The sequence below is a fragment of the Bartonella taylorii 8TBB genome, assembly GCF_902825155.1.
Taxonomy (GTDB): Bacteria; Pseudomonadota; Alphaproteobacteria; order Rhizobiales; family Rhizobiaceae; genus Bartonella; species Bartonella taylorii_A.
This window is the reverse complement of record NZ_CADEAG010000010.1, coordinates 41,515-55,278: the sequence shown is the minus strand read 5'-3', so window position 1 is coordinate 55,278 and position 13,764 is coordinate 41,515. Positions and strand designations below refer to the sequence as shown.

Annotated in this window: 6 protein-coding genes and 1 tRNA gene; 2 read left to right on the top strand and 5 right to left on the bottom strand. The window is 39.0% G+C overall.

Going from position 1 to position 13,764, the window contains the following annotated elements; all coding sequences use genetic code 11:
* Window positions 1-210 precede the first annotated feature (210 nt).
* The 5 genes from J7R13_RS07670 to J7R13_RS07650 all read right to left on the bottom strand — a co-directional run bounded on the left by J7R13_RS07670 (window position 211) and on the right by J7R13_RS07650 (window position 4,057).
* A tRNA-Gln gene (locus J7R13_RS07670) sits at window positions 211-284 on the bottom strand.
* 88 nt (window positions 285-372) lie between these two features.
* Window positions 373-1,131, bottom strand: a complete 759-nt coding sequence (locus J7R13_RS07665; protein ID WP_208438164.1) for an iron ABC transporter ATP-binding protein — start codon at window positions 1,129-1,131, stop codon at window positions 373-375.
* Complete coding sequence (locus J7R13_RS07660) at window positions 1,128-2,078, bottom strand: iron chelate uptake ABC transporter family permease subunit (protein ID WP_208438163.1); 951 nt, start codon at window positions 2,076-2,078, stop codon at window positions 1,128-1,130. Before J7R13_RS07660 ends, J7R13_RS07665 begins: the two co-directional genes overlap by 4 nt.
* On the bottom strand, window positions 2,071-3,027 hold the full coding sequence (locus tag J7R13_RS07655; RefSeq protein ID WP_208438162.1) for an ABC transporter permease: 957 nt from the start codon (window positions 3,025-3,027) through the stop codon (window positions 2,071-2,073). The genes J7R13_RS07660 and J7R13_RS07655 overlap by 8 nt, the downstream gene beginning before the upstream one ends.
* A 94-nt stretch (window positions 3,028-3,121) precedes the next feature.
* On the bottom strand, window positions 3,122-4,057 hold the full coding sequence (locus J7R13_RS07650; protein WP_208438161.1) for a siderophore ABC transporter substrate-binding protein: 936 nt from the start codon (window positions 4,055-4,057) through the stop codon (window positions 3,122-3,124).
* 194 nt (window positions 4,058-4,251) lie between these two features.
* On the opposite strand from J7R13_RS07650, the gene J7R13_RS07645 reads away from it, so the two are divergent.
* Both J7R13_RS07645 and J7R13_RS07640 read left to right on the top strand, forming a co-directional pair.
* The gene (locus tag J7R13_RS07645) at window positions 4,252-9,564 is read left to right on the top strand and encodes an autotransporter family protein (protein ID WP_208438160.1); all 5,313 of its coding nucleotides are present in this window, start codon (window positions 4,252-4,254) and stop codon (window positions 9,562-9,564) included.
* A 677-nt stretch (window positions 9,565-10,241) separates the two neighbouring features.
* Window positions 10,242-13,493: an autotransporter outer membrane beta-barrel domain-containing protein gene (locus tag J7R13_RS07640; RefSeq protein WP_208438159.1), complete on the top strand. Its 3,252-nt coding sequence runs from the start codon at window positions 10,242-10,244 to the stop codon at window positions 13,491-13,493.
* The last annotated feature ends 271 nt before the right edge of the window (window positions 13,494-13,764 follow it).

Genomic DNA, 13,764 nt, shown 5'->3' with positions numbered 1-13,764 from the left:
TAGAAGCACCAGACAAGGGAAAAGAAAACAGCGAAGAATAGAGGCTGTTAGGAACAGATCATAAAAGAGGCTTTAAATACCCTTTGAAAGGTCTTTGAAGACCCTTTGAGAACCCCTTAAAAATCCTTTGAAAAAAAATAAATTGGTACAAAACCTAGTGTCAAAATATACAAAACCTGCTGGCAAGCTACACTCAGATTTTGTTGAATTTGGCTGGGGAACCTGGATTCGAACCAAGATTGACGGAGTCAGAGTCCGCTGTTCTACCATTAAACTATTCCCCAGTACGCAGCTGCCGCCATATTTAGCAGATTTTACAGTGTGCGCAAGTGTAAAAAATGGTCCTTATGATTATGATTAAATGGAAGAAATTTATCGATAATAAAGGGCGATAGGCACACCATTGATTGTTTTGATCTGAATATCCACATCATAAATATCTTTAAGAATTTTTGGCTGCATAACTTCTTGTGGTGTTCCACAATAAGCTGCTTTGCCCTTTTTAAGCGCAACAATCAGGTCTGAATAAGATGATGCAAAATTAATATCATGCATAACAATAAGAATAGTTTTTTTGAGTTCATCGGCTGTGCGGCGTAATTGCTTCATCATGGAAACAGCATGTTTCATATCTAGATTGTTTAATGGTTCATCTAACAGGAGATAATCAGTATCTTGACAGATGACCATTGCTATAAAAGCGCGTTGACGTTGTCCACCAGAAAGTTCATCCAAAAAGCAATCTTTTACATCTTGTAAGCCGAGATATCGTAGTGCGCTGTCAATAAATTGTTTATCTGCATTATTATACCAGCCTTTTGAATACGGATAACGACCGAAACTTACTAAATCATAGACGGTTAAACGAAAAGACAAAGGATTATCTTGACGTAAAATTGAGAGTTTTTGAGCCAAAACATCATGGGGTATTTTATCAATATCAATGCCATCGATATGAATTGTACCATTATGGTGTGGCAAAAGACGTCTTATTAACATCAAAAGTGTTGATTTGCCAGAACCATTGGGGCCAATGAGAGAAATGATCCCCCCTTTAGGAAGATGAAGGGATAAATTATCGATAATCAACCTCGCTCCATAAGCCTTGGAAAGATGATTGATTTCAATCATTTTAGTTTTCCTTTCATCAGTAACATTAAGAAAACAGTTCCACCACAAAATTCAATAATAAAACTCAAGCGTCCTGCCATATTGAAAATTTGTTCTAAGATAAATTGTCCACCAACCAAACAAATTATAGCTAATAATATTGCAATTGGTACAACGATACCATGTTTTGCTTGAGGAGACAGTTCATAGGAAAGGTTGGCAACTAACAGTCCAAAAAAGGTGACAGGACCGACGAGTGCTGTAGAAATGGATACAAGAATAGAAACCAAGATAAGGATAGCCGTAGCGCTTTTATGATAATCAATACCAAGATTGAGCGCGTTCTCGCGTCCCAAAGCAAGGATATCAAGTAGGTGACGTGAACGCCACCCAATCAGACTCACAATGAAGACAATGCTTGTGGCAAAGCTTATCAATGATGTGTTGAATTTATTAAAATTTGCAAACATAATGTCAGTCAAATTCATCATTTGGTCTGGATTTAACTGTAATTGCATGAACATGCGTAAACTGAAAAAGAAACCGCCTAAAATAACACCAATCAAGAGGGTTAAGTGAAGGCTTTTTAGGCTGTCTGAAAAGAGCCAGCGAAAAAGGCTGATTGAAAAGAGAATGAGAATGAGGGCTTCAAAAATAAGCTGTCCTTCTTCATTCAAAAAGGGCAAAGAAAGAGAGCCGAGAAAATAAATCGTAATGGTTTTTATTAAAATATAAAGTTGGTCAAATCCCATGATGGAAGGTGTAAGAAGACGGTTGTTGACGACTGTTTGAAATAAAACAGTAGAAACACTTATTGCGTACGCAATGAGAAGAAGAGAGACAAGTTTTGTGAGACGAAATGTCCACGTATAGATGTTGATATTCCATGTTATATAAAGAATGATTACGGTACACGCCATTACGATAAGCGTTGTGAGGACAAGTGCTGTTTCTTTCTTTTTATCCAAGACGCTTTCTCCAGCGTAAAAGCAATATAACAAAAATAAAGCTGCCGATAATCCCCATTATGGTACTGATGGGAATTTCAAGAGAAGGATGAATTATCCGCCCTAAGAGATCACAGATCAAAACCAACCCTGCACCACTGATTGCAACCCAAGGAGCAGTATAGCGCATATTGTCACCCATAAAATTTGAAACAAGGTTTGGAATAACCAGTCCAACGAAGGGAATTCGACCAACTGTACAGACGACAACGGCGGTGATCGATGCGACAATAAAAAGACCAAAAAACATAACAGTACGATAATTCAGTCCAAGATTGTTGGTTAAATCTTCTCCCAGACCAGCTACTGTAAAGCGGTCAGCGGTGAAATAAGCAAGAATGCAGAGAGGAAGAGAAAACCATAAAATTTCATATTTCCCATCAAGAATCATGGCAAAGCTGCCAAATAAATAGGCTTGAAGAGAAGGAAGCAACATTTCATGATCAGCAATAGCGTTGGTTAAGGAACCAATAACGTATCCCAGCATAATTCCTGTGAGTGGCACAATGAGGGCAGATTTTAAAGGAATTTGTCGCAATAAAAACATAAAAAGTAGTGTACCAGTCATGGCAAAAATTGTAGCGACGATCATTTTTCCAAGCACAGGGATATTGGGCAGGAAAATCATAACAAAAAGAATGCCGAGAGAAGCGGATTCAACAGTTCCAGCGGTCGACGGTTCGACAAAGCGATTGCGTGCAAGTAGTTGCATAATCATGCCTGAAAGGGCAAGTGCCGCCCCCACTAAAAGTACTGCAATTGTACGGGGAAGGCGTGTTTGCCAAAAAATAAGCCAAGCATGCGGATCGTTTGATAACAAATCAGAAGGCATTACATCTGAATAACCAACAAAAATACTAAGAATAGATAGTAGGATAAGAACTATTATGGCTATCCAGTAACTTTTCACGTCAAATCATTTTCCAACAGAGGAAGCAAAGGCTCTCTACAGACAGCCTCTGCTCTTAAATTTTATTTTTATAACAAGCAAGTTATTTTCGTGCTTATTTACCCTTTGTAAAGGCTTCTTTAATTTGTTGCGCTGTTTTGTTAAGCCCAGTTAGACCGCCACTTGCTCGATACCAGCTCCAAGAATCCAGATAAATAATCTGGTCTTTTTTGCCAGCTGTTGTGCGTTTCACAAGTTCATTATCAAGCAGTTGTTCTGCAGATTGTCCTTCTCGTCCGATTGCCGCATCTCTATCAATGACTAATAACCAATCAGGATTGGTTTCAAGAATAAACTCAGGGGAAATGAGTTGTCCATGTTTTTGCACGGTAAGTTTATCGGTTGCAGGAGCAATTCCAAATGATGAATGAAAAATATCAAAACGCGACTTTGGACCCAAAGCACTAATCTTTCCACCAGAGGTCATAAGAACAAGCCCCGTGCCTTTTCCTTTAGTACTCTCACGAACCTTTGCTAAAGTTTCATCGAGTTTTGCAATTTCTCTTTCGGCTTCTTTTTCTTTACCAAAAATTTTTCCAAGAATAGACACATTTCGTTTAATATCTTCAAGAGAGTTTTCATTCCCTACGGTTAGATCAATAGTCGGAGCGATTTTGGATAAATCTTTATACTTCGCTTGAGTCCGCGAAGAAATAATGATCAAGCCAGGTTGAAGAGTAGCAATTTTTTCGTAATCCGGTTCAAAGAGGGAGCCAATTTTTTCATATTGTGCATCATCAAACTCTTGCAGATATACAGGTTTCTTTCCTTCAGGAACACCGGCAACTGCTTTGATGCCAAGGCGATTCATGTTATCAAGCGTTGCAAGGTCAAATACAACAACCTTTTGAGGAGAGGTGGAAACAGAAGTTGTGCCTGAAACGTGATTAATTTTTACGTTTGTATCAGCACTTACACCTGCCCACGAAAACGTTGTGAAGCAAATTGCAACAACTAAAACAGAAATTACCCATTTCATATATTTTATCATCGTTATTTCATCCTTTAAATATTACAAGGGTTTACACACTTAAAAACTTAACTTAGGCATTTTTATGTACAAAATGATATGCTAGTAAATAACATTATGTTGTAAAATAGGCTAATATATGTTACAAATAGTGCGTTTACCTTATTCTCTCTTAATTACAGTGCTTTTGCAAGTTATATTAGAAAGTTCTATATATGATCAACATATTTAAAAAACGTGCCTGTTTGTGTGCACTTACAACAAGTGTTCTCTTCTTTTTACAAGGTGTATATGTTTGTGCGGGGAACGGGGAAGCCATAGAAGTTTCTTCTGTTCAGGGCAGTGGCGCGGGATCTCCTGCTTCTACGGAATCTCTTCCTGCGAGTCCCACGAGCCCTAAGAGTCTTTCAGGCTCCTCAGATCTCTCAAGTTCTCAAATTTCTCTTCGGAGATCTTTTAAGTGTGAGGATAGTAGTTATAAGTTGAATCACCCTCCTGTTTATTGTGATGATGGTAAAAATCATACAATAAAAAGAAGTAGTATTAAAGTAGATGTGTATGGTGTTAATGCTGTACATGCACGTGGTAAAAATACAATTATTGATGTGCTCGATGTATCTATTAGAGGCCATGATCTCAGAAGTTATACCGAAATTTATAATAGTGATTTTAGCAATGGTTTTGGAAGTGCTGTATTTTCAGAAGAGAACGGGAGGATTAATCTGTCTCGCACAAATATTCGGGATTTTATTACTGGGCTTGAGGCTCGAAACGGTGGTCAGATTTCTATGACAAATGGGGAGATCAGACGATCTGATATAGGTGTTTTAGCTGCTTCTGAGGGGGGTAGTAGTTTATATACTGCTGCAGAGGAGAGTGGAGCTCTTATTGGTTTCTCGGCTATTTCTTTGAAGAATGCAACTATTGATGTGTTTCAATATGGTTTACACAGTATTGGCAACTCTACAATAATGATGAAATCGGGGTCGATTTACTTTACAGAAGAAGGGACTGGAGCCATAGCAGAAGATGGAGGACATGTTAATCTAGAGTCAGTTAGTCTTAGAATTAAGGGGGAAGTAGAGGATGAAGTAGAGGATGAGCTTTCGAAAGATAATTCTACAGAATTATTTTCTGTTGTTTATCCTAAGGAGGGGATCTTAGTCTCTAAAGGAGGCTTTATCTTCTTTAATGATGGAATGATTCAAAAGGTTGAGAATGCTGATGATTTTTCTAATGCTTCTGATGTCATTGTTTTGGCAGTTTCTGATGGAGTTAATAATGTTCCTGGTGCTGCTATTGGTTTTCGTAGTGCTGATCAGTCTGATAGTGGTGCCGATCAGTCTAAAGTGTCTGATAATGGTGATGCTGCCCAAGTTTATGCGGCTGGAGCAAAAAATTTCAGTGAAGTCACCTCCGTTATAAATAAGGTTGTGTCTGAAAGTCAGGTTTCTGAAACGTATAAAGCCTTTAAAGTTAGCGCTGGTATCAAGGATTCAGAGATTGAAGTGGATGGTGAAAATTCTGTTGGTATATATTTTAGAAAGAAAGAAGAAATTGTGCCAAAGCAAAGTGGTGGAGATGAGAGGTATGCGGTTCTTTTGAAAAAGACTGTTCTTGCATCTCTAGACGGTGTGGGCGTTTACAATGATGGTTTGAATGGTATGGTTGTTTTAGAAGGGGGAGCAGTTCTTTCTGGGAGCTTGTTGTTGAAAGCTGTTTCTTCTTCTAAGCTGGATGTTTTTGCTCATGATTCCTTCATTATAGGGGGTGCTCGTATTGATAAAGATGCTGAAGCAAATCTTTTTTTGACCCATGGATCGGAGTGGCATTTAGTAAAAAGTAGATATCAAGATGGGGGAAACTCAAATGAGAATTGTATAGATTCATGTATTTCGTCTTTAAAGCTTCTAAATTCTACAATTGGATTCGTGCCTCTAGAAGAGAATGAGTATCAGACGCTTCGCATTGGAAAAGGCGATGGCGTGGTTTATAGTGCTGTTGGAGAGGCTAGGATGTCCTTTAATGCAGGCCTGAATTCTAAAGGTTTGGATGATGTTCAGATATCTGATAGAGTTCTCATTCATGGTGATATTTCTGGAAAAACTACGGTACATGTGAACGATGAGATTGTGAAGGATTTCGTAAATAGACGTAAACGATCAGAAAGCGAAGAACAAAATCAGGATCAACTTGAGAATGGTGGGAATGCTCCTCAGAGTTTTTCAATTATTCAGGTTTATGGAAAAGCAGAGGCAAGTTCTTTTCAGTTGAATAGTGCTTATGTCACGATTCCAGGTTTACCTTATCAATATATCCTTCGCGCTTATGGTCCAATGATTGCTCCGAAAATGCAGTATTTTGATAAAAAATTGATAAAAAGTGAGCAAGTTTGGGATTTCCGTTTAGAAAGTAAGATAAATATTGGTGAGAATGAGACAATAGAAGATAATTCTGCTTTAGAGAAAGCTTTGGCAAAATATGGAGTTCCTTTGGAATTTCTCTTGAATTATATACCAGGAAGTGGATCTGATGATTTGCTTGCTGATTTTGTGAATAGAGGAAGCGAAGCTGTAAATTCTAATTCTGCGTCTACGGTATCTTGTTCTTCTGGAGCTAGAGAGCGTGTTTTACTTGCTTCCTCTGGGGCATCTGGTGCAGTTTCTTCTTCGTTACCTGCTGAACCTTCTGTTATTAGTACTGTGCTTAAGGGACCTGCACCTATCGTTTCAGCTGGTGTTGGGCGTTCTGATGAGCAAAATGATTCTGCCGTCTGTGATGTAAGACAGGATGGTACGGAAAAATCCCAAACTCCTTATTCGTGCAGTGATGGGAAGTTACATACAATAAAAGGACTTACGCTGAAAGCAAGTGATAGTAATCAACATCTTGTTCGTGCAAATAGAGAAAATACAGTTGTTCATGTGGAGGGAGCAACCATCATTGGTGCGGGTTTCTCCGATAGTAGAAATAATGCTGATCTTACTGGATTACAACCTGTAAGTGCTGTACTTGCAGACGGAGGTGCAGAGGTTGTTTTGGACAAGAAATCAACAGTTAAATCTTCCTTAATTGGGCTTGAGGCTCAAACAGGTGGAAAAGTTAGGATGACTGATGGGGAAATCAATGCTCACTATATAGGTGTTCTGGTAGGGAATGCTTCGTCTATTAATTTAAGTAATACGAAAATTAATGTGGTGGGGGATTTGGCTGTAGCTGGTCTGGCGAGTAATGGTGGTGAGATAACCATGGATTCTGGAGCGATTGCTCTTACAGAGGGAGTTGCAGTTAGGTCGGAGTCAAGGGGGCGTATTCAATTAAATAAAGTGGATATTACTGCGAAAAAAGGAACATCGGATTCTACAGAGGGGTTTGGGCGTGCAGCTTTTCTGCTAAGCAGGAATGGCTCTGTTAATTTTATTAATGGGAATGTTGCTACTGATGCCCATGGTTTGTGGATTAGAGATACTGATAATGATGATACCGATGACGTTGTTGAGGTGGCTTCTTCTAGGAGAAGGAGATCTGCTGATGTCAGTCCCTCTACGGTCCCTGAGGGATTTGCTGTTATAGAGTCTTCTACTGTTAAAATGGAAGGTGATAGGTCCTATGGTATATACTTTGATAGAGTAGGGCAAAAGTTTCTACCCTTATGGGGAAAAAAACACACCAACTTCCCGCTGGAGCCCGTTTTATTGAAAAAAACGAATTTTGAAGTTCCAAAGAGTGTAGCTATTTATGGTAATAACTCTGCTGGTTATGTTTCTATAGAAGAGAAAGCAACTCTTTCTGGCGATTTGTTGTTAAGATCTGAAAATAACTCTCGCTTGTTGGTTGGGGTTGATAACTCTATAATTAAAGGTGGTGCGCGCATCGATAATAGTTCTCATGCCCATTTTAATTTAGCGAAGGGATCGGTGTGGTTTTTGACAGGAAGTCGGCATGAGCATCAGCAAGTTTCAAGCTCAGCTTGTTCAGGTTCAGATTCGTGTATTTCATCTATAAAACTTAGAGATAGCGCTATTAAATTTGTATTTTCAGCATCCGGTGAGTATCAATATCAAACACTCTTTATTGGAAAAGGAGTAGATGAGGTTTATTGGGTAGATGATGCACATCTTTATCTCAATACATATCTGAATAAGGGAGGTGCTCTTCAGGATCAAAAAACGGATCGTGTTTTGATCCATGGTGATGTTTCTGGAGAGACAATGGTACATGTACATGCTGTTTCAGGAAGCCCAGGGGGAGGTACAGGGGTTGAGGGCAATAACAAAGGTATCTCAATTATTCAGGTTTCTGGGAAAGCAGAGAAGGATTCCTTTCAGTTAGACGGTGGTTATGTCGCGCTGGAAAATTCACCTTATAAGTATGTGCTCCGTGCTTATGGTCCAGGATCTGAATTAGGGAAGGCAAGCGCGGCTCAAAGATTAGTTGAAGGTGGAGGAGAATTTTGGGATTTCCGTCTCGAGAATGGATATATTGATCCTAAACCTGCACTGAATCTTGGTCTTCGTCCTGAATTTCGTCCAGGTCGTCAGCATCGTCCTGAGATAGGAGTTAAGGCTGTTGTTCCACAGGTTCCGACTTATCTACTCTTGCCTAATAGCATATTCCATGCCGGTTTGATGGATATCAGTAATCAAAACAAGCAGTTGGAGGCACTGCGGACTATTTCTAGTGGAATGGTGGGAATTCGTGAAAACCCTGCTTTATATTTGCGTGGTTATGGTGGACGTTACCGTTATGCTTCAGATTTGTCTGCGCGTGAGTATGGTTATGGAGGCGATCTTAACTATAATGGTGTAGAGGCAGGTGTCTTACTACAAACAATTGAAAGTGTTGATAGTACCATATCCTTTGGGGTTATGGGGTCTTATGGCAAACTTTCTCTCCAGCCTCAAAATGTTGATCAAAGCCAAAAGAGTTCTTTTGATAAATGGACTGGTACGGCATATGGCAGTATGCAGCATGGTAGTGGTTTCTATGTAGATGGTCTTCTCTCCTATGGTTTTTTAAAAGGTGATGTTCTTACATCTGCACGAGGCAAGACAGCGGCATTGAGGGGTAGCCCTTTAAGCGTTTCGTTGACTGGGGGTCAGACATTTGCCACGGGATATAAAGGCTTTGTCTTTGATCCGCAGGTACAGGTTGTTTATCAACATCTCCAGTTTAGTAAGGCCCGTGATGTTGACAATTTTGACATTGAGATGGGCAAACTTGAACAGTGGGTAGCACGTGTTGGTGGACGTTTGGTCAAGATTCCTAGAGAATTTGAAGGAATGAATTCTCTAGCGTTCTATGGCAAGCTTTATTTTTCTCATGGCTTTGGAGAAAGACAATCTGTGCGTTTCAAAGACACTTTCCAGTTAGGAGGGTTTGGTTCTTCCCTAGAAGCTGGATTAGGCTTTAATGTGCGCTTGTCCGGAAACTTTGCGCTTCACGCTGATATGATTTATCAACATAAGCTAACGAAGGCTGGTTTCTCTGGGGCTAGTTTTTCTGGGGGAGTTCGCTATCAGTTTTAAGATAAGATAATATATACCTTTCTATGAAAGGCAGCACAATGTGCTGCCTTTTTGCTTAGTAACGATTTGCGTTGCTATGGAGAATTTTTTGCCTTTTTTGGTATGAACAAAAAAAGTTATAATATTTTCTCTTTTTGTTTTATGCGTGAAAAAATATTTTTATGTTAAGCAAATATTTTGACAATGATATGATACAACGACTGATCTTTAGAGGTTCTTTAAGGGTCTAGAGCTCAGTATTAATGTACAGTATCCTGCTTTATGCTGTTTTAATTTATCTGCTATAATACTTGATGTTTCTTAACGCTAGTTTTCAGAATTTATTTTTACTGATTTAGATAATTCTTTCACGCATGTTTTTGGTCAATTTTTAAAGTACACAAGGATAGATTGTGTTTTTAATTAATTACACGCTATGATTTTATTTTTACTTTACACTAAATGCATAATGCATTATACGCCTATAAAGTGCATTAAATAATTATTCTCTTATAAGTAGTGGTTGTGTTGGGCGTAGATCTTCAGCCGAGTTTATTTGGATAATTTATTGCATGGGTCAAATGAGCAGTAGATGCATCCTTTTGGTTTCACCTTTTTCTATTTTGAGGTGTTCACCGAGGTGTTTTCGAGAGTGCTTTTGTTTTCAATGAGAGGGGAAGAAAAGTTTCGAGGGAACTATGATTAAAATATTTAGAAGTCATGTATATTTATGTACTTTTACAACGGCTATCTTTTCTTTACTCCAAAATGGAATAGAAGTTTATGCGGCTACAGAGGAGGTCGGTCAACCTTATGTTATAACTGTTACTCCGATTAACGGTATTCGTGTTATTTCTGGTTCTCATCTTGGTGGAAGTAATGTGCATAAGCCTCCTCTTAGTGGAGAGAGTGGGCAGAATAATTATCCCTCTAATCTGATTCGAGTTGGAAATAACGATGAAGGTATTCGTGGGGGGAGTGACTATCATAAGCTTAGTGGAGAGATTGGACAGAGTGGGCATAAGAAAAATGTAGATAATTCTGTTAGAGATGCAGACTCTGATGGAAGAGGGCTGAAGCCTGCGTTTTATTACTATAGTGGATTATATTATGTATGCGATAATTGCGGAGAGCCTAAAATTGATAATAAATCTTATAAAATTACGAATGAGAACGTTTCTAAATATCCTTCTGATCCTACTGCTATAACGGTGAAAGGAATAGGTACGAAAGTTAGTGGGAAGAATGTAACGGTTAGTAGTCAAGTTGCTGATAAAACTTTTCTAGTGGGTGTGCATGTATTAGAGAACGGTAAGATTGTTTTGGAAGATCCGATTCTCAAAGGCTCAGTTATGGCCCTTCGTGCGAGTGGTGGAGTGATTGAGGTAAAAAATGGAAAGATTGAGGAAAGTCATGAGGGTGTTGATGCAGCAGACAATTCGTTTGTTCTTTTAGAAGATACAGAAATTAAGACCGCTAATGGGATCGCAAGTCTTTTAAGTTATGAGCATTCAGAAGTTTGGATGTCAGGTGGATCAGTTGATTTTATGAACAGCCATGGGATTTCTTCGATGTTAGGTGGAAAAGTAAATCTCGAGAATGTTAAAATTACTGGAAAGGGCAGTAAAGGAGAAGACCATGCGGTTTTTCTCGTGGATCTCGGGGGGGCTATTGATTTTAGTGGATCTGTTAATGTTACTGATGCTCATGGCATATTATTAGAAGATTCAGTCAATACTTTAAATTTTGTACCATTACGATCTGAATCTAAAGTTGGAAATTTATCGAACACAATTAAAGAGATCAATATTAATTCTTCTTCTATTACACTGGAGGGTGATGAATCTTACGGTATCTATTTTAAGGGAGCGAAGCAGCGGGAAGAAGGTGATCTTAACAAAAAAGATTCATCAGAGGAGGAAAGAACTCCACCCATAATGAGGGTTACTAATTTGAGCGAACCAGCCCTTGAAACAGAGCTTCTGGTTGAAGATAGTGAAATTATAGAGGAAGTTGTTGGTTTAAACGAAGCGGAGCTTTCCGATGAAGCCACGAGTTCTGTAGGAGAGATTGTTAATTTAAATGAAACGGTGTTTTCGGTTAAAGATGATGCAGCTATTTACGCTACCAACCTTGCTAAGGGTGTTGTTAGTGTAGTAAATAGTACTCTTTCAGGGGGGCCATTATTAAAAGCTGATAAGGGTGCTTCTGTGACAGTTTTGGCTGTTTCTTCTGTTCTTGATGGGAGGGCTTATGTTGATGCGGACTCTACTGCCGAACTTTATTTAGGTGATAATTCAAAGTGGATTTTACAACAAAGAGAATTACATGAACCCAGTTCTATGGGTGTTTCCTCTGTTTCACTTGTCAGCCTTATGAATGATAGTTCGATCATGTTTGAAAAATTGAAAGCCTCTCAGGATTACACTTATCAAACGCTTCGCATTGGAAAAGGGGAGGGTGCAGTTTATAGAACACAGGACGGTGCGCATATTTATCTTAACACATATTTAAATGAAGGGGGGGCTCTCGCAAATCAGAAAACGGATAGGCTTTTAATCCATGGTGATGTGTCTGGAAGAACAACAGTGCATGTGCGTAGTGTTTCAGGAAGTCCAGGCGGATCTACGGGAAGTGGTGGAAATAGCGAGGGGATTTCTATTATTCAGGTTTCTGGAAAAGCAAAGGAAGATTCTTTTCAACTGAAGGGTAAGTATGTTGCGCTGCATGGTTTACCTTATCAATATAAACTCTATGCTTATGGTCCAGAATCTGATTTAGGGAAGGCAAATTCTGATCAAAGATTGGTTGCAGGTGATGGAGACTTTTGGGATTTCCGCCTCGAGAACAGGTATATTGATTCTGATAAGCCTGAACCAGCTCCCGGTCCTAAGCCTGAACCTAGTCCAGAGCTTCCCAGCCCTGTACCTAGTCCAGAGCCTTCTCCAGGACCAGCCCCAAGGCCTTATCCTGAACCAGGAGTTAAGGCTGTAGTTCCACAAGTACCAACTTATTTGCTTTTGCCAAATGCTTTATTTCATGCAGGTTTGATGAATATTAGTAATCAAAACAATCGGTTAGAAGCTTTGAGAACAGCTTCCAATGGCATGTTAGAAATTCGTGAAAATCCTGCCTTTTTTGTGCGTGGTTATGGTGGGAATCACCGTTATGTTTCAAATCTTTCCGCGCTTGAATATGGTTATGGAGGTGAACTTAATTCTAATGCCATAGAGGCAGGCATTTTGTTGCAAACAATTGAAAATGCATATGGTGCTACTTCTTTTGGGTTGATAGGGTCTTACGAGAGATTTACTTTGCAGCCTTTGAATGTTGAACAAAGCCAAAAGAGTGCATTTGATAAATGGACTGCTACGATATATGGCAGCATGCAGCATAGTGCGGGATTCTATGTAGATGGTCTTCTCTCCTATGGTTTGTTCAAGGGTGATGTCCTCACGTCTGCACGTGGGAAGACGGCGGGATTAAAGGGGAATCCGTTAAGCGCTTCATTGACTTCTGGTAAAGCGTTTATGATAGGGGATAAAGGACTTATTTTTGATCCGCAGGTTCAAGTTGTTTATCAACGTCTTCAGTTTAATAAGACTCGTGATATTGATAACTTTGATATTGATATGGGAAAACTTGATCAATGGGTAGCACGTGTTGGTGGGCGTTTAACCAAGACTCTTGCGGCAACGGATGAGGTGCGGGCTGTTTCTTTCTATGGGAAGCTTCATCTTGCGCATGGTTTTGAGGGAAAGCAATCTGTGCATTTCAAAGATGCTTTCCAGTTGGGAGCTTTTGGTTCTTCACTAGAGACGGGATTAGGTTTTAATGCTCAATTGTCTCAAAAGTTTGCGCTTCACGGTGATCTGATCTATCAGCACAAGCTTACCAAAGCTGGTTTTTCTGGTACCAATTTTTCTGGTGGTCTGCGCTATCAGTTCTAGTTTTTCATGTTTTGGGACAATTTTTTAAAGCCACAAGCAGAGCTTGTGGCTTTTTCATTTCCTTCAAAATTTCCTATTTTATGGTGATTTATCCTATTTGTATAAATTTACTAAAGCTGTTATTGATAACTACTTTTTTAAAGAATTTCACATCATTTTTAGCTGTATATTCATAAGTTCTTTATAAAAATTACAATTTTCGATTGTTATTTTTACATTAGGCATTTACATAAACTACGAAATATATTAATTAATTACAAAGCATTCTATC